General features: G+C 69.6%; 19 protein-coding genes. 6 read left to right on the top strand and 13 right to left on the bottom strand.

What is annotated here, in order from left to right; genetic code table 11:
• Nucleotides 1-301: 301 nt before the first annotated feature.
• The 12 genes from QC765_RS11665 to QC765_RS11610 form a co-directional block, all read right to left on the bottom strand.
• A complete protein-coding gene (locus tag QC765_RS11665; RefSeq protein WP_278314628.1) occupies nucleotides 302-562 on the bottom strand; it encodes a DUF3017 domain-containing protein in 261 nt (86 codons plus the stop codon).
• 269 nt (nucleotides 563-831) lie between these two features.
• Nucleotides 832-1,683: a bifunctional methylenetetrahydrofolate dehydrogenase/methenyltetrahydrofolate cyclohydrolase gene (locus QC765_RS11660; protein WP_278314609.1), complete on the bottom strand. Its 852-nt coding sequence runs from the start codon at nucleotides 1,681-1,683 to the stop codon at nucleotides 832-834.
• A 68-nt stretch (nucleotides 1,684-1,751) separates the two neighbouring features.
• Nucleotides 1,752-2,561 (bottom strand): ABC transporter permease, encoded by an 810-nt coding sequence (locus tag QC765_RS11655; protein ID WP_278314608.1) that lies wholly within the window; start codon nucleotides 2,559-2,561, stop codon nucleotides 1,752-1,754.
• Complete coding sequence (locus QC765_RS11650) at nucleotides 2,558-3,514, bottom strand: ATP-binding cassette domain-containing protein (protein WP_278314607.1); 957 nt, start codon at nucleotides 3,512-3,514, stop codon at nucleotides 2,558-2,560. Before QC765_RS11650 ends, QC765_RS11655 begins: the two co-directional genes overlap by 4 nt.
• A 69-nt stretch (nucleotides 3,515-3,583) precedes the next feature.
• A complete protein-coding gene (locus QC765_RS11645; protein WP_278314606.1) occupies nucleotides 3,584-4,933 on the bottom strand; it encodes a hypothetical protein in 1,350 nt (449 codons plus the stop codon).
• Between the two features lie 298 nt (nucleotides 4,934-5,231).
• Nucleotides 5,232-6,905, bottom strand: a complete 1,674-nt coding sequence (locus tag QC765_RS11640) for an AMP-binding protein (protein ID WP_278314605.1) — start codon at nucleotides 6,903-6,905, stop codon at nucleotides 5,232-5,234.
• Between the two features lie 30 nt (nucleotides 6,906-6,935).
• Complete coding sequence (locus tag QC765_RS11635; RefSeq protein WP_278314603.1) at nucleotides 6,936-7,817, bottom strand: alpha/beta fold hydrolase; 882 nt, start codon at nucleotides 7,815-7,817, stop codon at nucleotides 6,936-6,938.
• Nucleotides 7,814-10,069 (bottom strand): acyl-CoA dehydrogenase family protein, encoded by a 2,256-nt coding sequence (locus QC765_RS11630; RefSeq protein ID WP_278314601.1) that lies wholly within the window; start codon nucleotides 10,067-10,069, stop codon nucleotides 7,814-7,816. Before QC765_RS11630 ends, QC765_RS11635 begins: the two co-directional genes overlap by 4 nt.
• Before the next feature lie 11 nt (nucleotides 10,070-10,080).
• On the bottom strand, nucleotides 10,081-10,950 hold the full coding sequence (locus QC765_RS11625) for an SDR family oxidoreductase (RefSeq protein ID WP_278314600.1): 870 nt from the start codon (nucleotides 10,948-10,950) through the stop codon (nucleotides 10,081-10,083).
• A gap of 39 nt (nucleotides 10,951-10,989) precedes the next feature.
• Nucleotides 10,990-11,865 carry a MaoC/PaaZ C-terminal domain-containing protein gene (locus tag QC765_RS11620; protein ID WP_278314599.1) on the bottom strand — a complete coding sequence of 292 codons (876 nt, stop codon included), beginning with the start codon at nucleotides 11,863-11,865 and terminating at the stop codon, nucleotides 10,990-10,992.
• A 7-nt stretch (nucleotides 11,866-11,872) separates the two neighbouring features.
• Nucleotides 11,873-12,304, bottom strand: a complete 432-nt coding sequence (locus QC765_RS11615) for a type II toxin-antitoxin system Rv0910 family toxin (RefSeq protein ID WP_278314598.1) — start codon at nucleotides 12,302-12,304, stop codon at nucleotides 11,873-11,875.
• 50 nt (nucleotides 12,305-12,354) lie between these two features.
• Complete coding sequence (locus QC765_RS11610; protein ID WP_278314597.1) at nucleotides 12,355-13,584, bottom strand: lipid-transfer protein; 1,230 nt, start codon at nucleotides 13,582-13,584, stop codon at nucleotides 12,355-12,357.
• A 110-nt stretch (nucleotides 13,585-13,694) separates the two neighbouring features.
• Here QC765_RS11610 and QC765_RS11605 point away from each other — a divergent pair, with 110 nt between their 5' ends.
• The 5 genes from QC765_RS11605 to QC765_RS11585 all read left to right on the top strand — a co-directional run bounded on the left by QC765_RS11605 (nucleotide 13,695) and on the right by QC765_RS11585 (nucleotide 19,713).
• Entirely contained in the window at nucleotides 13,695-14,429 is a 735-nt protein-coding gene (locus QC765_RS11605; protein ID WP_278314596.1) for a TetR/AcrR family transcriptional regulator, read from the top strand.
• Between the two features lie 12 nt (nucleotides 14,430-14,441).
• The gene (locus QC765_RS11600) at nucleotides 14,442-15,824 is read left to right on the top strand and encodes a condensation domain-containing protein (protein ID WP_278314595.1); all 1,383 of its coding nucleotides are present in this window, start codon (nucleotides 14,442-14,444) and stop codon (nucleotides 15,822-15,824) included.
• Nucleotides 15,825-16,260: 436 nt separating this feature from the next.
• Nucleotides 16,261-17,637, top strand: a complete 1,377-nt coding sequence (locus QC765_RS11595) for a condensation domain-containing protein (RefSeq protein ID WP_278314594.1) — start codon at nucleotides 16,261-16,263, stop codon at nucleotides 17,635-17,637.
• A gap of 52 nt (nucleotides 17,638-17,689) precedes the next feature.
• Complete coding sequence (locus QC765_RS11590) at nucleotides 17,690-19,087, top strand: condensation domain-containing protein (RefSeq protein WP_278314593.1); 1,398 nt, start codon at nucleotides 17,690-17,692, stop codon at nucleotides 19,085-19,087.
• 161 nt (nucleotides 19,088-19,248) lie between these two features.
• On the top strand, nucleotides 19,249-19,713 hold the full coding sequence (locus tag QC765_RS11585) for a tRNA (cytidine(34)-2'-O)-methyltransferase (protein WP_278314592.1): 465 nt from the start codon (nucleotides 19,249-19,251) through the stop codon (nucleotides 19,711-19,713).
• Between the two features lie 7 nt (nucleotides 19,714-19,720).
• Here QC765_RS11585 and QC765_RS11580 read toward each other — a convergent pair whose 3' ends face one another.
• The gene (locus QC765_RS11580; protein ID WP_278314591.1) at nucleotides 19,721-20,482 is read right to left on the bottom strand and encodes a thioesterase II family protein; all 762 of its coding nucleotides are present in this window, start codon (nucleotides 20,480-20,482) and stop codon (nucleotides 19,721-19,723) included.
• A gap of 327 nt (nucleotides 20,483-20,809) precedes the next feature.
• Between QC765_RS11580 and QC765_RS11575 the strand changes: the two genes are divergently transcribed.
• Nucleotides 20,810-20,944 carry a hypothetical protein gene (locus QC765_RS11575; RefSeq protein ID WP_278314590.1) on the top strand — a complete coding sequence of 45 codons (135 nt, stop codon included), beginning with the start codon at nucleotides 20,810-20,812 and terminating at the stop codon, nucleotides 20,942-20,944.
• The last annotated feature ends 50 nt before the right edge of the window (nucleotides 20,945-20,994 follow it).

The raw sequence follows: 20,994 nt of genomic DNA, 5'->3' as shown, positions 1-20,994 counted from the left end.
GCGGTTAGTGGAAACTTTTCCCCTCCTGACCGGGAATAGTTTCCACCAGCGCGCACCTAGGAGGGCATTGCAGCGAATCGGCGGCCAGTGCCGCGCTGCCATGCCTCGATGGCACTGAGCGGGCGCTGGCAAAAGCACGGGAAACCGTCAAACGCGATAGAAGCCGACCTGGATTTTCTGCAGCTTCTATCGCGTTTGCCGCCGAAGCCCCACCGCGCCGGAGCCCCACGGCGCGCGAGGATCCGGGCCGCCGAAGCCCCGCGGCGCCGAAGCTCCACGCGGCCACGCACCCACGAGACCCCTAGTCGGTGCCGAGCGGATCGATGGAGAGGGTGAGCCACACGATGATGATGCCCATGGACACGAGCACCGACACGTCAAAAGGCTTGCTGCGCACCGCGATCAATCCGGCCTGGATCTCGGGGAGGATGAGCCTGAACCAGGCTGCGAGCAGCGAGGTGACACCGAGGACGAAAGCCCCGCGCCGCCAGCGGTCCTGCAGCACGAGGACGAGCGCGAGCAGCAGGAACACGCTGATAATGGCGAGCGGCACGTGCGACATCGCGGCACGGAGCTGCTCACGGCGCGCTGGGTGGATCCGCGGCGTCACTCGTTCCCCCTCGTCTGCTGGTGCTGGTCCCGTGCGTCACTGGTGCTATGCCCAACGTGCTGCACGACTCAACTCGCTGCACTGCCCAACCTAGTAGCGCGAGCGCGAGGCACAAGGGATCTGTCGCCGCGCGCCGGCCTGCGCAATGGCGTTCCAGCCGCGCGCCGGCCTGCGCATTGGCGACCCTGCGGCCCCGCTGCCCCGGGATGCTGCGCGTGAGATCAGGCTTGCTGCCGCTCGGCGCGCTCGACCACGTTAGCGACGAGGAAGGCCCGGGTGAGGGGGCCGACTCCACCGGGATTGGGCGAGACATGGCCGGCGATGTCCCACACCTCGGGGGCGACATCGCCGGCGAGCTTGCCGTCGACACGGCTCACGCCGACATCGAGGACGGCGGCTCCTGGCTTGACCATGTCGGCCGTGATGATGCCGGGGACTCCGGCGGCGGCGATGATGATATCGGCCTGGCGGACATGGGCGGCGAGGTCGCGGGTCCCGGTGTGGCAGAGGGTGACGGTGGCGTTCTCGCTGCGCCTGGTGAGGAGCAGGCCCATGGGCCGGCCCACGGTGATGCCGCGTCCAACGACGACGACGTGGGCACCAGCGATGGGCACGTCATAGCGGCGCAGCAAGTGCACGATGCCGCGCGGGGTGCACGGCAGGGGTGCTTCCTTGCCGAGGACGAGGCGGCCGAGGTTGATGGGGTGGAGCCCGTCCGCGTCCTTGCCGGGGTCGATGCGCTCGAGGGCGGCGTTCTCGTCGAGGTGCTTGGGCAGTGGCAGCTGCACGATGTATCCGGTGCAGTCCGGGTCCGCGTTGAGCTCGTCGATGGTGGCGTTGAGCTTTTCCTGGCTGATGTCGGCTGGCAGGTCGCGGCGGATGGAGGCGATGCCGACGCGGGCGCAGTCGGCGTGCTTGCCGCGCACGTATGCTGCCGATCCTGGGTCGTCGCCCACGAGGATCGTGCCTAGTCCGGGCTGGATGCCGCGGGACCGGAGGACCTCGACGCGTGCTGCGAGGTCGTGGAAGATTTCGTCGCGGGTGGCCTTGCCATCAAGTCTTGTCGCCGTCACGCCCGCTATTGTTCCAGGTTTTCGGGTCCGCTCGTCAAAGCGGACCCGCGGCCAGCCAGCCAGATGGCCTAGGACCGGCGCATATAGGCCCCCACGGTGAGCGGCACGAACACGGCGAGGATGAGGGCGAGCCCGAGGAGCGCCCAAGCGGTGTCGCTGCCAGGGCTGCCTGTCATGGTGAGCTCGCGCAGCGCCGAGACGAGGTGGGAGATGGGGTTGAAGCGGGCCACGGCCTGCATCCACCCGGGCATGGTCTCGATGGGCACCAGGGCATTGGAGGCGAACATCAGCGGAGTGAGCACGAGCATGGAAAGGCCCTGGACAGCGGAGGGCTCGGTGAGCAGGACGCCGAGGAGCGCGAATATCCAGCTGATGACAAATCCGGCGAGGATGACCAGGACCGCACTGAGGAGCAGGCCGGGGATGCTCTCGGCGCGGTAGCCCATGAGGTAGCCAACGAGGATCGTCATGATCGCCGCGATGGCGTAGCGGATGGTGGAGGCGGCGAGCGCCCCGGCGAGCGGTGCGATTCGGGCGACGGGCAGAGCGTTGAAGCGGTCGAAGATGCCCTTGCTGATGTCATCGGAGAGCTGCACCCCGGTGACGACGCTGACGGTGACGATGATCTGCACGAGCACGCCGGGGATGAGGAACGGCAGGTAGGTATCGACGCTGCCGGTGACGACCCCTCCGAAGATGGTGGCGAACAGGACGGTGCCGACGATGGGCAGGATGATGACGTCGTAGAGCTGCTGGGGGCTGCGGCGCAGCTTGAGCAGTCCGCGGTAGGCCATCATGCGGGTCTGGTGGAACGTGGCGGCGAGGGTGACCCGGGTGATGGGCTCGATGGGTGGGGCGGGCACGCGGGTGATTGTCATGCGGCGTCCTCCTTGTGCGGGTTCCCGGTGAGCGCGAAGAAGACAGCGTTGAGGTCGGGGCGCTCGATGGCGAGGTCGCGGATGCCGATGCTGGCAGCGCGCAGGGCGAGAAGGACCTCGGGCACGTCGCTGGTGCTCGCGAGCGGCGCCGTCAGGGTTCCGGGCGTGGCGGCGGAGGCTTCGGTGCCGGTGGTGGCGGCGACGATGCGGGCGGCACGGAGAGTGTCGTAGGGGTCGGTGATGGTGATGCGCAGGACGCTGTGGCCGATGCTGTCCTTGAGCTCGTCCGGGCTGCCCTCGGCGACGACGGTGCCGTGGTCGATGACGGTGATGCGGTCGGCGAGCGCGTCGGCTTCCTCGAGGTACTGGGTGGTGAGCAGGACCGTGGAGCCGCGCGCCACGAGCGAGCGCACGGTGTTCCACATATCGACGCGGGTGCGTGGGTCGAGGCCGGTGGTGGGCTCGTCGAGGAAGATCAACGGCGGCTCGGCGATGAGGCTGGCAGCGAGGTCGAGTCGGCGTCGCATTCCGCCGGAGAAGTTCTTCAAGGGCTTGGTGGCGGAGGCGGTGAGGCTGAATTCCTCGAGCAGCGCGTCGGTGCGGGCGCGGGCACGGGCACGGTTATAGCCAAGGAGCCGGGCGAAGATAGTGAGGTTCTCGCGGGCGCTGAGGTCGTTGTCGACGCTGGCGTACTGGCCAGTGAGCCCGATGAGGGAGCGCACGGCTGTGGCGTCACGGACGATGTCGTGGCCGAGGATGCGGGCGGATCCCCCGGTCGGCCGGGTAAGGGTGGCGAGCATGCGCACGGTGGTGGTCTTCCCAGCACCGTTGGGCCCGAGCACCGCGTGGACGGTGCCGGTGGGCACGGCGAGATCGACGGAGGTGACGGCGGCGAACGCCCCGTATTGCTTGGCGAGGCCCCGTGCGTCGATGGCGAGGGTGGGTTCTGTCATGGGGCTTGCCTCTCGTCGGTGTCGTGAAGCGCGTGTCGTGAAGCAGGAGGGAACGAAACAGGGAGGGATCTACCAGGGCTGCACGGCGAGGCCCCAGGACTGGAGGACGTCGCTGCCAAGCTCGCGGAGGCCTTCGTCGTCGAGCGGGACGCGGGGGTCGAAGCCGTAGACGCGGAGCCGGTGGACCCCGGCTGCCTCCACCATCCCGACGTTGAGGCGGCCGCCGGTGCGGAGGATCTGGTCGGGCCGGTATCCCTGCAGCACAAAAGTCATCATCATGTGCGTGGCGGGCGCCCCATCGATGGCGAGGAGCTGCTCGGGCACGGCGCCGACGTTGGAGCATCCGACGCTGAGGTAGTCGCCATGCAGGATCGTCCCGGCGAGAGCACGGACGGCGGGCCGGGGCAGCGCCGTGATGACCGGGATGAGTGGCGCGAGCGGGTGGGGCGTGCCCAGGGCCTCGGTGAGCCGCGCCTTGGTGAGCGCGCGCACGGGTCCGAGCCCACTGCGGGCGCGGCCGGGATCGAGGGCGATGGTGACGCCGGTGATGGCGTTGGCGCGATGGTCGCCTGCCGTCCGTTCGCTGACGGGGATCGCGAGGAGCACGGAGCCGTCGTCAGCGACGCGGCCGAGCCGGGCCGCGATGTCCGCGGCGATGGCCATGAAGAGCGAATTGGAGGTGCCGCCGAGCTCGGTGGCGCGGGTGTTCCAGTCGCGACTGGTCACGGGCAGCGATACCCCGGGGAAGCGGAATTCCCCGTTGGTGGTGGTGAGCCGCGCGATGACGTTCTCGGCATCGGGCGCCGCGGCGGTGCTGCGCGGCCGCGGGCGGTGTGCTGGCGTGCCCTTGGCGAGCGCGCGAGGGAGGGCGACGAGGGCTCGAATGGTCGCGGGAGCCGCTTCGAGGGTGGTGCGCGCATCGGCGAGGGTCGCGAAAGCGCGGGCTGGCGCTGCCGTGCTGGCGGGCACGGGCAGCGCTGCGCCCGAGGCAGCAGCGAGGAGCGCGTAGGTGAATGCCTGCCCGTCGGCAATGCTGTGCGAGGCGATGACGGACACGACGGCTCCACCGGACTCGAGGGTGGCGACGGCCATGCGCCAGGTGGGTCCGGTGCCCCTGACGGCGGCGTGGCTGCGGTCACGGATCCAGTCCTCGACGGCGTGGTCGGCAAGCCGGCCCGGCGCGTGCTCGATGGGCAGGCTTGCAGGTTCCTTGATCCAGTGGTCCCCGGCGGCGGGGATGGTGGCTGGAGCGATGCGGCGCGCGAGCGGGCCCAGCCCGAGGTGGCGATGGAAGCGGGCCAGGGCGTCGTGATCGACCGGGCGATCGTATTTCCACACCGCCTGGCTGGCCACGCGGCGCCCGGTGGCGGCTTCCACCCGGTACGCGGCGCAGTCGAGCGGTGCGAGTCGTATGGCCATGCGCCGATAGTAGGGCGATTCAATAAATGGCGCGGGGCACCATTCCTGCGGCACACAATGCAGTTATCCACCGCGTAACAGGAAAAGCGCCAATCGCGGCAATCCGGGTCAGCGGATTATCCGGCAATTAACCTCGAGCAAGCCCCAGGTCTAGCCATCCAGCGAGAAGCGAGCAGCACCTCGCGCAGGCACCCGCGCCATCGGCAAGCAGGAATGCCCAGCTCAGAAACGGTCGAAAGAATGCTTCCACGTACGAAACCGAACGCCGTGGAGCGACCAGCCGCAACCCATTAATCTATCAGTGACGCGCACCGTCCTCCATTGTGATGACCGTCTCTGTATCCTGCAGCACACTCCGCAGCAGCTTGCCGGTGGCATTGCGTGGCAGGCTCTCGACAACGATCACGTCGCGGGGCACCGCGAGCCTGCCGAGCTGGAACCGGATGTGTTCGCGAACGGAGTCCTCGAAGGTACCGGCGGCTCCCCCGCTCCCGGTCCCGGGCACCACGTAGGCCCGCAGCCGCTGTCCGAAGTCCGCATCGGGCACCCCGATCACCGCGGCATCGCTGACGCCGGGATGCTCGAGCAGGCTGTTCTCCACCGCGACGGGGTGGATGTTCTCGCCACCAGAGACGATCATGTCGTCGGCACGGCCATCGATGTAGAGCAGGCCCGACCAGTCCCAGTGACCGATGTCGCCCGTATCGAGCAGGCCGCGGTAGGTCTCGCGGGAACGCCCGTCGGTGTAGCCCTCGAACGAGAGCCCGCTGCCCACGAAGACCCGCCCCCGCCGGTGCGCCCCAGTGACCTCGTTTCCGTCGTCATCCACGAGTATCACCTGGCATCCCGCTGGCGGGCGTCCCACCGTTCCGGGCGCTCGCCGCAGCTCATCGGGAGTCGCGACCGAGGCGACCGCGACCTCGGTGGATCCGTAGAGGTTGTGCACCACATCGCCGAAGCGTGCGGTGGCGCGGCGCTGCAGCTCGGGCGCGAGCGCGGAGCCCGCCGTGAGGATCACCCGGAGCGACGAGGTGTCGCGCTGCGCCTTGGCGGCGGCATCGGCCTCGAGCATGCGGTGGAGCATGGTGGGCACGACGATCAGCGAATCGGCGCGGTGTTGCTCGATCGCTGCGAGCGCGGTCGCGGGATCGAACCGGCGCGCGAGAACGACGGTGCTCCCGAGCGCGAGCGCGATCAGCAGCTGCGAGAGGCCCGTGCCGTGGAAGGCCGGCGTGGCGATGACGGTGACCCCGCCGGCGCGCAGGGGAATGCGGTCGAGGAACTGGGCGGTCGAGAGGATCGAGGTTCGTTCGCGTGGCGCTCCCTTGGGGACACCGGTGGTTCCGCTGGTCAGCAGGATGAACCCGCGCGCTGCCCGGGGACGGGGCAAGGGCAGCGTGGGCGGGAACAGCATGAGATCACTGATCGCGGGGCACATGCGGCGCGCGGGCGCATCCGGATCATGCCAGCCGAGATAGGTGGTCACCGAGGCGGGCGCATGCGTCGCGACCTCGTCGAACTCGCTGTCATGGACCAGTGCGTCGACGTTCTCCCGCTCCGCGATGGCGCGCAGCTGCGGGCCGGAGAAGCCGGTGTTGAGCAGCACGAGGCGGGCACCGAGCTTGCCGACGGCCAGCATGGTGATCACGAGGTATCGGTGGTCGCGGCATAGCGTCGCCACCACGGATCCGGTGCCGAGCCCGCAGGAGCCCCATGCTCTCGCCAGCGCGGTCGCGCGCTGGTCGAGCTCCCAGTACGTGATGGGACCGTCGTCATCGATGAGTGCAATGCTGTGCGGCGCGCGCCCGAGCGGCACCTGGATGGCCCCGACGAACGGCCCCTCGCGGCGGAGGGCAGAGAGGGACCGCAGCCCGAGGTCGGGCCGGGTGAGCGGCACGATGCCGGACACGATCATGGCGCGGGCACTGCGGGCGAGGCCAGCGGCGCGGGGCACGCTGCGCAACGGGTTCACTGGGCACATTCCTTCACTGGGCACTCTTCTTCACTGGGCGATCTCGTTTCTCTCGGATCCGTCCGCGCTGCGGGTGTCGTGGGTGCCGGGCGGGGTGCCCAGCACCTCCTCGAGCAGAGCGGCGAAGGCGCGGGGCCGGTCGTGCTGCGGGCAGTGCCCACAGCCGGGCAGGACAGCACCGGTCACGTGGGGGTGGGCAAGCAAGCGGCGCCCGGTGCGCGGGGGCGTCAGCCAGTCATGCTCGCCCCAGACGAGATGCACGGGCATCGGCAGGTTCGCGATCAGGCCGGGCAGGTCCAGCTCGTCGATGGCGCGCAGTACATCCCGGGCCTTGGGCAGCAGTGCCACCACAGTGGCCGGTTGGGGGTAGTTCGCGCGCACGGCACGGCGTGCTGCGGCATCGAGGCGCTTGCGGTGCCGTGCCGCGGCACTGAACAGCAACTCGAACACGGTGACCGCAGCGGGGGCCGGGAGCCTGCCCGTGAGCGCGCGCAGGATCGCCTCGGCACGGGCCGAGGAGGCGCGCGCCCACAGCAGCGGCGCCGGCGCGAGGCCGGGCACATCGGCGAGGACGATGCGGTCGATCAGGTCCGGGGCGTGAGCGGCGGCATGGGCAGCGGCGACTCCGCCGAGGGAGTTGCCGACGATCGTGGTGGTCCCGCCGCGGCCGTGCTCGCGGGCCACCGCGAGAATCAGGTCGCGGTAGGCATCAAGCAGGGGCAGCGGCCACGCCTCGGCGGACCGCCCGAAGCCGGGCAGGTCGATCGCCACCACGGTGCGCTCGCGCGCGAGGAGTGGCTGCACGCGATGCCACGAGTCGGCGCTATCGGAGAACCCATGCACCAGGATGACGAGATCCTTCCCCGACCCCTGGACGATCGCGCGGCCCGGCCCTGGCAGGCCCCCGCTCACCGTGCGGCCACGGGCTCGGCATCCCGGGGCAGGCCCAGCATCCGCTCGCCGATGACGTTGAGCTGTACCTCGGTCGTGCCACCGTAGATGGTGGTGGCGCGCCCGGCGATCAGCTGCTCGATGGCCTTGTCGCTGGGCTGGCCGGGCACGGCCGCGGTTCCCGCGGCGCCTAGCTCCTCGACGACGAACTCGGAGATCGCCTGGCCGAGCGACATGGCAAGCAGCTTGCCCACCGACGAGGTAGTGCTCACGTCGACGCCAGCGAGCTGCTTGAGAACGACGCGCGCACCGATGAGGTCGACGGCCTGGCTCTCGGCAAGCAGCTCGCCGAGGCGCACCAAGGAGGTGGGCGAGAGGTCGCGGCCGCGCGCGAACCCCAGCAGGTCACGGTCGGTGGCGTAGGCCTCCATCTTCTGGCTCAGCGCTACCCGCTCCCCGGCGAGGGTGGTGCGGGCAACGTGCCAACCATCGTTGATCTCGCCCACGACGTGCTCGTCCGGGATGAACACATCATCAAGGAAGACCTGGTTGAACAGGGCTGATCCGGTCATCTCGCGCAGCGGCCGGACGGTGATCCCGGGCGTAGACATGTCGAGCACGAAGTAGGTGATGCCCTGGTGCTTGGGCCGGTCGGGATCGGTGCGGGCGATCAGCATGGCCCAGTCCGCGAACTGCGCCACCGTGGTCCAGATCTTCTGGCCAGTCACCCTCCATCCGCCTTCGGCGCGCACGGCCTTGGTGCTGAGCGAGGCGAGGTCGGATCCCGCGCCCGGCTCGGAGAACAGCTGGCACCACACCAGGTCGCCGCGCAGGGTGGGGACCGCGAGGTCGCGCTTCTGCTGCTCGCTGCCGTGCGCGACGATCGCCTGGATCGCCCACCCGCCCATGAGCAGCTGGGGCATGGCGATCCCGGCGGCATCGATCTCCTGGGCAATGACGATCTGCTCGAGCGGCGCCGCGGCGCGGCCATACGGCTCCGGCAGGTGCGGCTGCACCCATCCCCCGTCGCCGAGCGCGATCAGTTGCTCGTCCTCATCGGTGATCCGGGCGATCGGCTCGAGCGCGGCACGGATGCGCGATCGGATCGCCGCCGCCTCGTCCGGGAGCTCGATGGCGGAGCCACGGGTGGTCCCGGCCAGCGCGGCGCCAGCGACCCGGCGGGCATGCTCGTCGTGGTGGTCGAGCGCGCCGCGGAGAGCCAGCGCCCGCCGGTAGTAGATGTGCGCGTCATGCTCCCAGGTGAAGCCGATGCCGCCGTGCACCTGGATGCAGTCCTGGGCGACGGTGACCGCGGCGCGGGGCACGATCGTCGCGGCGATGGAGGCAGCGAGGGACGCGGTGTCGTCGTTGTTGTCGAGCGCGGTGGCGGCATCCCAGATGACGGCGCGGGCTTTCTCGAGAGCCACGCCCATGCGGGCGCAGAGATGCTTGACTCCCTGGAACTGGCCGATGGGCCGCCCGAACTGCTCGCGGACGCGCGCATACTCCGCCGCGGTCGTGACGCACCAGGACATGATGCCGAGCGCCTCTGCCCCGAGGATGGTGGTGGCAATGGCGTGCCCGCGATCGTGGCCGAGCCCGTCGAGGATGCGATCGGCACTGATCCGCGCGCCGCTGGCCTCGATGCGCGCCGAGCCGCGCAGCAGGTCGATGCTGTCCTGGGCAGTGGCGCTCAGGCCAGCGGCGTCGACCGCGAGCCAGAGGGTCTCCACATCGCCCACGGTCGCAGGCACGACGATGATGTCGGCGTGCTCGGCGGAGATCACCGCATCAGCGTGCCCGTCGAGGATCAGCCCGTCGCTATCGCGGGTGGCGGTGAACGTGCCGCGCAGGGCGACAGCGGCGACGGTCTCCCCGCCAGCGAGCGTGGGCAGGAGCTCCACGCGCGCCTTCGAGTCCGAGGCGCTGATCATCGCGCTCGCGAGCACGGTGGGCACGAACGGCCCGGGAGCGATGCGGCGGCCGAGGGCCTCGAGCGCCACGGCCAGGGTGAGGATCCCGTCGCCGCTACCGCCATGCTCCTCCGGGATGGCGAGCCCCAGCAGCTCCTGGGCGGCGAGCTCGGACCAGAACGGCGGGGTGCGCTCCTCGTCGGTGGCGTCGACCTCGGCGCGGACGTCCTCCGGCCGGATGTAGCGCTCGGTGAAGGCGCGGACGGAGTCAGCGAGCGCGCGATGCTCATCAAGGATGCCGACCCCATGCTCGATGGCTCGAAGAGCCGTAGCGGATGCTTCTGTGCTGGCGGATGCCATGGCGGTGCCTTTCATCCGAGGCGATCCGCGAGATCGCGGAGCGTCCAGGGGCCGTCGGACTCGATGGTGGTGCCGCCGGTCCAGCCGTGCAGCTCGGTGATGGCGCCGCCCTGCACGGCGAAGACCTTGCCGGTGAGCTTGCACTCGGGGTCGGCGAGCCGGACGACGAGAGGCGCGATATTGGCGGGGCTGAAGGGGTCGAACTCCCCCTCCGGGACCTCCTCGGCGAAGAGCGCGCCCATGCCGGGTGTGGCGAGGGTGAGGCGGGTGCGGGCGATGGGGGCGATGGCGTTGACGCGCACGCCGTAGCGCTCGAGCTCGTCCGCGGCGACGAGGGTGAACGCGGCGATGCCGGCCTTGGCCGCGCCATAGTTGCTCTGCCCCGCGTTCGGCATGAACGTCCCCGACGCGGAGGAGGTGTTGATCACTGCCGCGTTGACGTTCTCCCCGGCCTTGGTGCGCGCCTTCCAGTAGGCGGCCGCGTGGCGGGTGGGCGCGGCGTGGCCCTTGAGGTGGACTGCCATGACGGCATCCCACTGCTCCTCGGTCATTCCGGCGAGGAACGCGTCGCGGAGGATGCCGGCATTGTTGACGAGGATGTGGAGATCGCCGAACGTGTCGATGGCCTGCTGCACTAGGCGCTCGGCCCCGTCCCAGGTGGCGACGTTGTCCGTGTTGGCTGCCGCGGTGCCGCCGGCGGCCGTGATCTCGTCGACGACTTGCTGGGCGGGGCCCGCGTCGGTGCCGGTGCCATCGTTGGCGCCGCCGAGGTCATTGACGACGACGCTGGCTCCCTCGGCCGCGAGCAACAGGGCGTGCTCGCGGCCGATGCCGCGGCCGGCACCGGTGACGATGGCGACCTTTCCGTCGAGTGTGGTCATCGTGGGTGGCTCCTTGGTTGGGCTAGCGGATCTCTTGGGCTAGCGGAGCTCGATCAGTCCGTCGGTGAGGACGGGGGTATCGGCCACGCTGGTCTCGAAGTGATAGGTGCTTGCTCGCTGCTGGCTCGACCAGATGCGGGTGGTGATGTCCTGGCCGGGCAGGACGGGCTTGGCGAAGCGGACCGCGAGGCGCTGGAGCCGCTCGGTCTGGTCGTCGGCGATCCCGGTGAGCACGGCCCACGATGCGAAGGCCATGGTGCAGAGCCCGTGGTTGATGATCCCGGGCAGCCCGGCCATGCGGGCGATCTCGTCATCGAGGTGAATGGGCATGGGATCGCCCGAGGCCGGCGAGTAGCGGTAGGTCTGGTCCTCGTCGATGTGCTGCTCGACGGTCGCCATGGGTGCTTGCTCGCGCAGCGTGTCATCGAACCGGTGCTCCGGGGCTTGCTCGCCGTGCGATTCGCCTGCATCTACGTTGCGGAAGAACGCGGTCATCCATTGCTCGTTGACGAGCTCGCCGTCGCGGTCCCGGGTCTCGCCGTAGACGACCACCGTGGAGCCGTTGGCCCGACCGGTGAAACCGATCGGCCGCGATCGCACGGTCAGCTGGTCCCCGGCGCGGATGGGCCGGTGGAAGCGGAAGTCCTGCTCCCCGTGGACGAGCTTCATCAGCAGCTCCGGTGGCGCGACCGAGAGGGCTGCGGGCGCCATCGAGAAGAAGACCGGCACCACGGCGAACACTGGTGGCGCGATCGTGCCGTCGCGGTGCCGGGCGATGGGGTCGTTGGTGGCGGCGGCGTAGGCGGCGATGCGCTCCGCGGTGACGTCGAAGACCTCGGGATCGGTCCATTCGCCGATGCCCGAGGAGTCGAACGCGACGGCCTGCGTGTCTGGCGGGCTAGTAGGGGGCGTCATGGCGGGGTCAGCCGAGCAGATCGGTGAACTTCGCGATGGACGTCTCGAGATCGGCCCTGGCGTTCTTGGCGACGGCCTTGCCGATCGGCCCGACGATCATCGTGCCGGTGAACGAGGCGTCGATGGTGACGCTGGAGCCCTCTCCCTCGGGGGCGACCGAGAGGACGAACTCGACCTTCACCCCGGCCATGCCGGTGCCCGAGATCCGTACGAGGCGGGGCGCGTCGTACTCATCGACGTTCCATTCGATCTTGTTGGCCATGCCCATGACCGAGACGACCTGGGTGATAGTGGTGCCGGTGCCGATCTCGGTGGGGATCTCGCCCTTCCACTTGACGTGCATGGTGAGCCACTCGTCCCAGCGGGAGAGGTCGCAGAGCAGGTCCCAGGCCTTCTCGGGCGCGGCGGGGACGTGGGCGGAGACGGAAACGGATGCCATGATGGGTTCCTTTGTTCGAGGGGTTGCTGTCGAGAGGTTGCTGGGGCGGGCTAGCGCTCGGCGGGCCGGTACGCGGTGACGACCACTGCGCCGCCGAGGCCGATGTTGTGCTGCAGCGCCACGCCGCTCGGGGTGGCGGCGCTGTCGACCTGGCGGGCACCGGCGGTGCCCCGCAGCTGCCAGGTCAGCTCGGCGCACTGGGCGAGGCCGGTCGCGCCGAGGGGGTGGCCCTTGGAGATGAGGCCGCCGGAGGGGTTGACGACCCAGCGCCCGCCGTAGGTGGTGTCGTCGTTGTCGATGAGCTTGCCGCCCTCGCCGGGCCCGCAAAGCTCGAGGGCCTCGTAGGTGATGAGCTCGTTGGTGGAGAAGCAATCGTGCAGCTCGATGACGTCGATATCGTCGGCAGTGATGCCGGCCTGGCGGTAGACCTGCTGGGCCGCGGCGCGGGTCATGTCGCCACCAACGAGGCTGATGGCGCTGTTGTCGTCGAAGGTGGAGCGCATGTCGGTGACCATGGACTGGCCGACGATCTCGACGGCTTGGCGGGCCAGCCCGTGCTCCTCGACGAATCGCTCGCTGGCGAGGATGGCGGCCCCGGCCCCGTCCGAGGTCGGGGAGCATTGCAGCTTGGTCAGGGGCGCGTAGATCTGCTTGGCACCGAGCACCTCGTCGAGGGTGTACTCGTCCTGGAACTGCGCGTAGGGGTTGTTGCGGGAGTGCCGGTGGTTCTTGACGCCGATCTTCGCGAAGTGCTCGGCGGTGGTGCCGTAGCGCTCCATGTGCTCCCGGCCGGCCGCGCCGAACATGTAGGGCGCCGGGGGCATGGCGAACTCCTGCAGCTCGGCAAGGGCGAGGAGGTGGCGCATCATGGGCTGCTCGCGGTCGTCGTAGGTGGAGCCGAGCGAGCCGGGCTGCATCTTCTCGAAGCCGAGGGCGAGCGCGCAGTCGGTGGATCCGCCACGGATGGCCTGCGCGGCGAGGAAGAGCGCCGCGGAGCCGGTGGAGCAGTTGTTGTTGACGTTGATGATTGGGATGCCGGACATGCCCAGCTCGTAGATGGCTCGCTGGCCGGAGGTGGATTCGCCGTAGACGTAGCCGGCGTAGGCCTGGCCGATCTCGTGGTAGGCGATCCCGGCGTCGTCGATGGCGTTGATCCCGGCCTCGCGGGCCATGTCGGGGTAGTCCCAGTCGCGCGAGCCGGGCTTCTCGAACTTCGTCATGCCGACGCCGACGACGTAGACCTTGTTGCGGTTGGTGCTGCGGATACTGTTGCGGGCCATGGTTCTTGCTCCTCTGGAGAGTCGAGCCCAGGTACCTGAGTCATCGTGTATCAGCAATCTATGTGATCCAACGTGTTACACACAAGGGGTTTGTTCGATAATCTTTCGACGTGCCCAGGACAACTCCCCGCAGCCCCCGCCCGGATGATCGCCCCACCGACCGCCGTGCCGTGCGCTGGGAGCACCACAAGGCAGCCCGCCGCCAGAACATCCTCGACTCCGCGCTGACCGCCATCGAGGTCGACGGGCCCGCTGTGGGCGTCTCCCGCATCGCGGAGCACGCCCACGTCACCAGGGCCGTCATCTACCGGTTCTTCCGGGACCGCGCCGACCTCGACTACCAGATCCGCGCGCACATCGCCGACAAGGTCCTCGCCGATCTCGCGCCCCGCCTCGACCTCTCCCGCACTCCCACCGAGCTCATCCACGACAGCGTCCACACCTACATCTCCTGGACCACCGAGCACCCCCACCTGCACCACTTCGTCGGCTCCCGCGCGTCCCGCGACGGCACCGCCGGCCCGGACGTGGCGACCACCGCCAAGACCACGATTGCCACCCAGATCGCCGACCTGTTCACCGCGGTCCTCGATGCGCTCGACGCCGACACCTCCAGTGCCGAGCCGCTCGCCTTCGCGCTCGTGGGGCTCGTCGACTCCACGGTCAACCGCTGGCGCCGCAGCCGCGTCCCCGAGGCGGCGCAGCTCGAGAGCCTGCTCTGCGGCTGGACGCTGCACCTGATCCGCAGCAGCATGGAATCCCTCGGCGTCGCCTTCGACCCGCACATCCCGCTGCAGGCCACGATGGACCACGCTTACGCTGCATCAGGGGACCGCGCCGATTAAGCTCCTATCGGCATGGAGCTCACCACGATCAGCCGCTACCAGCCCCAGCCCGGCACGATCTGGGAATGGCCCGTCACCACTACCGGGTCCGCCACCCGCTCGCCCATCGCCCCCTCGTTCAACCAGCAGTTCCACCTCGCAGGCGCGGCTGCCGACCCCGACGGGCGCAGCGTCTGGCTCGCCGCGGCATTCACCGTCACCCACCCCCTCGACCGCGCCGCGCTGGCGACCGCGCTCACCGCGTTCCTGCACCGCCACCCCACGCTGCGCAGCGAGTTCCGCGAGCAGGACGGCACCGTCACCCGATACATCCACGCCAGCACCACCGTTGCCGAGCCTCTGCAGCTGGCCCACGACGCCGCGACGCCTCGCCAGATGCAGGAGCTGCTCGCCCGCCTGCTCGGCGAGCGATGCCGCCCCACCCACTACCCGGCCATGCGGTTCCTCGCCATCGAGCACGGCAGCACCGCCACCATCATCGCGGCGTTCGACCACGTCCACGCCGACGCTTACTCCATCGCGCTCGCCATCCACGAGCTCTCCCGCGACTACCTCGCCGCGCACCACGGCACCCCGATGGACAGCGCCTCCGCCGGGGACTTCGTCACCGACACGGCGCACGAGACCGCCATGGCCGCCACCCCGCGCGAGGACTGGCGCATCCAGCGCTGGCTGCACTACCTGCGCTCCTCCGGCGGCACCGCGCCCTCGTTCCCCCTGCCGCTCGGGGTGGGCGAGCCCGGCACCCTCCACCCGCAAGCCGACGACTCCCGGCAACTGCTCGACGCCCACCAGGCGCGCCACTTCGAGAAATGGGTGCGCACCCACGGCGGCAGCATGTTCAGCGGCCTCGCCACCTCGCTGGGCATGGCCACCAAGGCCTGCGGCGGCCCGGTCCGGCAGGACATCCTCATGCCCGTCCACACCCGGCACAGGCCCCTCTCCGACCGCACCTTCGGCTGGTACACCAACACCGTGGCGCTGACCATCAACGTGCCCAGCCCGAGCTTCGCCACCAATCTCGCCGCCAACCACGCCGCCTTCCGCAGCGCCCTCGAGCTCGCGCCGGTCCCCCTCGCGCATGTGCTCACCGCGCTCGCCGACGAGTTCCGGCGCACCCGTCAGGACGTCTACATGCTGTCCTACATCGACTACCGCGCCCTGCCCGGCATTGCCCCCAGCCGCGGCGCCGCTACCTGCACCGATCCGGTGCATATCAGCAACTCCACTGTCGCCGACGATGCCCAGTTCTGGATCTGGCGCGACGAGCGCGGCATCTCGCTGCGCTCCCGCTACCCGCGCACCGATGCCTCCGACCACGTCATGCACTCGCTGTGGTCCGAATGGCAGGAGACCCTGCGGGCCCGCGCCACGCCACCGGCCGCGCACAGGTGAGATATCACGCTCCGCCACGCTCGCTGTGATGGCACCCACGTTGCGCGCGCGATGAATGCACTATCACAGCACGCCGAATTCACCTTGCGTTGCGCGCATCGCAACCCTGCGAAACATGATCGCAACGGTTTTAACGCAGCCGAGAACAATATTGTTCGCCGCCATGCCGAAATACGATGAAGGCGACAATCGCGAGGCATTCGGTCCTTGCCCGCGCTTGAAACAATTTACCTGGCACATTCCCTGACCAGTCAATCAACGTACTGGGACAAAGCGAAATACCAGGCACCACAGGATTATTCACATCCGCGCCACTATTTCAAGCGTGACCCGCAGCACTCCGGAGGACGAGCACCACCAGGGTCGAATGCTCCCTACGATCAATCCATCGCACACCGCCAGAAAACAAACCCTGCGATAGGAAATTGGGGCCACGATGGAATACACCGAGCTCGATCAATACCCGCTCCCCGACGGTCGCCTCACCACCTGGACCCCCGTGGTCGCCCGCGACGCCTGGGCCCCGGACGCCCGCCCGCTCTCCTCCGCGCACCGCGAGCATTGCGACCGCGCTGATCGCACCACCGACCGCCCCGGCCGAGGCAGCTGGATCGGCTCAGCCTTCCGCATCGAGCGCCCCTACTCCGCCGAGGCCATGCGCACCCTCATCAGCGCCTGGTTCGCGCGCCACGAGGCACTGCGCACCACCGTCGTCCCCGCCCCCGCTGGCTGGGCCCGCCAGACAGTCCCCGCCGACGCCATCGACGCCGTGCCCGTCCCCGTCACCCGGGCCCGCACTGGAGCCGAGGCCCGCGACTTCCTCTCCGAGCAGTTCGAGACCGCCCTCTCGCCACTGGCCTGGCCGCACTGCATCCTCGCCACCCTTGAACCCAGCGGCGACGCCGGCTCGTTCCTCTGCATCTTCGGCGCAGACCACTCCGTGATGGACGCCTACAGCCAGGTCATCGCCATCAGCGAGCTGCGGGCCCTCTACAACGACATCGTCGACGGCACCAGCCGCACCACCGCGAAGACCTTTGGAAGCCACCTCGACTTCGCCGTCGTCGAGCAGCAGGCGTGCGATGCCCTTGCCCCGGATGCCCCCGCCGTCCACGCGTGGCGCGAGTTCCTCGATCAGCACGACGAGCAGTTCCCCGCCTTCGCTCCCGTCGAGCCTGCTACCACCCCGAGCAGGCAGGCCAGCATCTCCCGCTGGCTGCTCACCCCCGACGAGGCGCACGCTCTCAACACCGCCTGCCGCGCCAACGGCATCAGCTCGCAGGCTGGCATCCTCGCCGCGCTCGCGCTGGCACACGCCCGCACCAGCGGTGACACCACCTTCTCCACGATCATGCCCGTCCACACCCGCGTGCACGAGAGCTGGGCCGAGTCGATGGGCTGGTTCGTCAACATCGTCCCCCTCACGCTCTCGGTCGCCCACGGCAACGACCTCCCCGGCGCGCTGCGGTCCGCCACCCGCGCGCTCGCCGCCACCAAGCCCCTCGCCCTCGCCCCGTTCGCCCGCGTCGCCAAGCTGCTCGGCACCACCGCCACACCCCGCTTCGTGGTCTCCTACGTCGACATCCGCTACCTGCCCGAGGCCGACCGCATGCCCGACATCCAGGGCCGCGCGCTGCGCTCCGACAGCTACAGCAGCAACGAGGTCTACTTCTGGATCAACCGCACTCCCCACGGGCTCAACGTCTCCACGCGCTACCCCAGCACCCCGCAGGCGCACCAGGCGATCGAGGCATTCCTCAGCGAGCTCACCACCGTGCTGCGCAGCGCTAGCACTACCCCGGTCGCCGCCTGAGAATGCCGCTCGTGGCCCCAACGAACTAGCCCCCGACCCACAGGAGGACCGCTTGATCCTCACCGCCCTCTCCGCATGGAACGCCCGCGGCGGCATCCCCGTGATCGCCTCGCCCAGCCCCCGGCCCGGCAGCACGCCGCGCGAGCACCCTGTCAGCTTCCTGCAGCTCGACCACCTGCGGGCCGCGCGCGCCAGTCAGGCAGCGGGCCAGCCCTACCGGGCATTCATCGGGGGCCTCACCCTCATCGACCAGCCGCTCGAGCACGCTGCCCTTGCCGCTGCCGTCACGGGCTTCAGCACCACCCACGAGAACACCCGCACGTCTTTCGAGGAACGCGACGGCAGCTACCTCCGCATGGTCTTTTCCGCGGAATCGGTGGAGACGATAGTGAGCGCGGGGACCCCCCTCGGCGGTGCCGATGCAGCCCGTCACATCACCGAGCATCTCGCCGCCCAATGCGCCCCCTGGAGCGCGCCCGGCTGCGCGTTCGGCGCCATCGATCATGGCGGTTCGTTCACGCTCTACTACGGGGCTGATCACGCCCTCACCGATGGCATCTCCCACGGCCTCGCCCTCAACGAGCTCGCCCAGCGCTACCTCGCCCATGCTGGTGACGCGGCATTCACCTTCCCCACCGAGCTCGCCCAGCCGCACTCCGCGTACACGCTGCGCGAGTCCGAGGCCGCTGATCGCTTCGCCGCCGATCCGGCCTTGCAGCAACAATGGGCGGGGATCTTCGCCCTCGGCGACTGGCGGATCCCCCGGTTCCCGCTCGATCTCGGCCTCTCTCCCAGCGAGACGGCTCCCGTTCACATCGTCTCCCACCACTTGCTCGACGACACCGGCGCCACCGCGTTCGAGCAGGCCTGCGCGCGACATGGAGCACGCCCGAGCGGGGCGATCCTCGCGGTCCTCGCGCTCGCCGAGCACCAGCTCACCGGCTCCAGCACCTACTTCGGCCTCACCGTGCTCTCCACCCGCACCGCCGAGCACTCGCTGTCGCAGGGCTGGTTCTGCAACTTCGTGCCCGTCGCGTTCCCCCTGCCGGCGGACCCGAGCTTCACCTCGCTGCTGCCCCGCGCCCAGGCCAGCTTCGACACCGCCAAGGACCTCGCGCCCACGCCCGTGCATGCCGTCCTCGCGCGCTTCATCGCCGAGGGGCGCCTCGCGCCCCCGACCAGCACCCCGCAGATGGTCAACTACCTCGATACCCGCCGCATGCCCGGCGCGGGCACCGGCCCCCACCGCCACGGGCTGATCTTCACCGGGGAGGGCCGTACCAGCAACGCCAACATGTGGCTCGTCCGCACCGAGGATGGGCTCTCCCTCAGCTCGCAGACCCCTAGCACCCCTCATGCGCAGGAAGTGCTGGCGGGCTACTTCGCGACCCTCCGCGAGATCATGGCCACCATCGCCCAGACCGGTGAGCACCGGCCTTCGGTGCTGTGAGATCCGCCGGCCGGCAAACCTCCGATCCTGCGGAAGCCCCCGGTTGTGCTACCTCTTGCACCCTCCACCGGGCGTCGATGGGTGCAAAAGCGCACACAACCGAGGTCGGAAAGCCCAGCCCGGCTTGGGGCTGGCAGCGCTGATCCCCGAGAATGGGAGGCGTGTTCCGAGTGATGTTCCACGAGCCCCGCATCCCGCCCAATACTGGCAACGCCATCCGCCTGGCCGCGGCCACCGGCAGCGAGCTGCACCTCGTCGGCCCGCTCGGTTTCGACCTCAGCGAGCCGAAGCTGCGCCGGGCCGGGCTCGACTACCACGACCTCGCCTCCGTCACCGTGCACGAGGACCTCGAGGCCGCGTGGGCAGCGCTGCGCCCGGAGCGCGTTCATGCCTTCACCGCGCACGCCACCACCCCGCACACCGAGATCGCCTACGAGCCGGGGGACGTGCTGCTGTTCGGCCCCGAGCCGACGGGCCTTTCCGCCGAGGTGCTCGATGATCCCCACGTCACCAACCGGGTGCGGATACCCATGATCGCGGGTCGCCGCTCGCTGAACCTCGCCAACTCCGCGGCCGTCGCGGTGTACGAGGCATGGCGGCAGCACGGATTCCGCGGAGCAGTGTAGAGCGCGCCTATCCGCCGATGAGCGTGGCGATGCTCTTGGCGACGGCCTCGGTCTGCTCATCGAGGTAGAAGTGGCGCCCCGGGAAGGTGACGAGCTCGAACGGGCCGGTGGTGTGGCGGGCCCATTCGCGGGACTGCTCGACGGTGACGGTGGGATCGTCCTCGGCAACGAAGACGGTGATCGGGCAGTCGAGCGACGGGGTGTCTGACTGGTAGCGATAGGTCTCGACGGCCTTGTAGTCGTTGCGCACCGAGGGCAGCACCATCTCGGCGATCTCGGGGACCTCCCGGAGGATCTGCACGCTCGCGGGGTCGTTGGCGAGCCGCTCGAGCTCGGTGATCAGGTCCGCATCGGAGGCCTTGTGGAACTCGGTGTCGCGCGGATGGTGCGGCGGGATGCGGCCGGAGATGATCAGGTGGGCTGGCGCGGCGCCGCGTTCGTGCAGCGCGCGGGCGGCCTCGAAGGCCACGCTGGCGCCCATGCTGTGCCCGAACAGCGCGAGCTGCGCGCCGGTGCCGCGGGCAGACGTGATCGCTTCGGCCACGGCGGTGGCCATGCCCTCGATGGTGTCGATCATGGGGTCACCGAGGCGGTCCTGCCGGCCTGGGTATTGCACCGCCGCCACCGCGACTCCGGGGGCGAGCTCCTGGGCAAGCGCATGGTAGGCGCTAGCGGATCCCCCGGCGGGCGGGAAGCACACCAGGTCGGCGCGGGGCGTGCCGGGAGGTGTCTTGAAGGTGCGCAGCCAGGGGGAGCTCGCGAATGCCATGCGGTGTCCTCGGGGTGGTCGTGCGGGGATGGTCCTGCTGGGATCCGGAACCACTCTATCGCTCCCCGGAAATGTCGATGGCAAAGCGCTTTCTCCGCGAGGTGGTGCCCTTGAGCAGGGAGACAGCGCCCCATCCTCGCCGGTCTCGACGAGGTGCCCCTTGGCGCTGTCCGGCTTGATATACGCGTCTATAATCACCGGTGGGTGGTGTTCCGCTCCTGCTAGGCCGGGCACGGCGCTAGAATTCCGGACAATCCACGGATCATTCCGGCAGCAGCAGTTGCCTGGTCCGCATTGATCCCGGCAGCATCGACATAGGGGGCGCTCGTGTACTTTCCCTTGACTCCTGACCAGGCCTTCCAGCTCGGCCAGCACCTCGCCTGGTTCCTGTGCCAGATCGGCCCGGCACTGTTCCAGCCCTGCTCCGGGCCCGTGGCGTTCGTGCCGTTCCCGTTCCCCTGATCCTTTCCTGCTCCAGGCCCGCCGTCGGCAGGTAGAGCCCTGGGCGGCAT

Source organism: Hoyosella levis (assembly GCF_026008515.1).
GTDB lineage: Bacteria > Actinomycetota > Actinomycetes > Mycobacteriales > Mycobacteriaceae > Lolliginicoccus > Lolliginicoccus levis.
Note: the sequence above shows the minus strand (reverse complement) of the source record. Positions and strands in the feature narration are given on the sequence as shown.

What these genes read in the sequence shown, in the direction of transcription:
- QC765_RS11645 (WP_278314606.1), bottom strand. Translation starts at nt 4,933, where the DNA reads ATGGCCATACGACTCGCACCGCTCGACTGCGCCGCGTACCGGGTGGAA.
- QC765_RS11580 (WP_278314591.1), bottom strand. Translation starts at nt 20,482, where the DNA reads ATGGCATTCGCGAGCTCCCCCTGGCTGCGCACCTTCAAGACACCTCCC.
- QC765_RS11650 (WP_278314607.1), bottom strand. Translation starts at nt 3,514, where the DNA reads ATGACAGAACCCACCCTCGCCATCGACGCACGGGGCCTCGCCAAGCAA.
- QC765_RS11600 (WP_278314595.1), top strand. Translation starts at nt 14,442, where the DNA reads ATGGAGCTCACCACGATCAGCCGCTACCAGCCCCAGCCCGGCACGATC.
- QC765_RS11595 (WP_278314594.1), top strand. Translation starts at nt 16,261, where the DNA reads ATGGAATACACCGAGCTCGATCAATACCCGCTCCCCGACGGTCGCCTC.
- QC765_RS11620 (WP_278314599.1), bottom strand. Translation starts at nt 11,865, where the DNA reads ATGACGCCCCCTACTAGCCCGCCAGACACGCAGGCCGTCGCGTTCGAC.
- QC765_RS11665 (WP_278314628.1), bottom strand. Translation starts at nt 562, where the DNA reads ATGTCGCACGTGCCGCTCGCCATTATCAGCGTGTTCCTGCTGCTCGCG.
- QC765_RS11610 (WP_278314597.1), bottom strand. Translation starts at nt 13,584, where the DNA reads ATGGCCCGCAACAGTATCCGCAGCACCAACCGCAACAAGGTCTACGTC.
- QC765_RS11655 (WP_278314608.1), bottom strand. Translation starts at nt 2,561, where the DNA reads ATGACAATCACCCGCGTGCCCGCCCCACCCATCGAGCCCATCACCCGG.
- QC765_RS11630 (WP_278314601.1), bottom strand. Translation starts at nt 10,069, where the DNA reads ATGGCATCCGCCAGCACAGAAGCATCCGCTACGGCTCTTCGAGCCATC.
- QC765_RS11625 (WP_278314600.1), bottom strand. Translation starts at nt 10,950, where the DNA reads ATGACCACACTCGACGGAAAGGTCGCCATCGTCACCGGTGCCGGCCGC.
- QC765_RS11615 (WP_278314598.1), bottom strand. Translation starts at nt 12,304, where the DNA reads ATGGCATCCGTTTCCGTCTCCGCCCACGTCCCCGCCGCGCCCGAGAAG.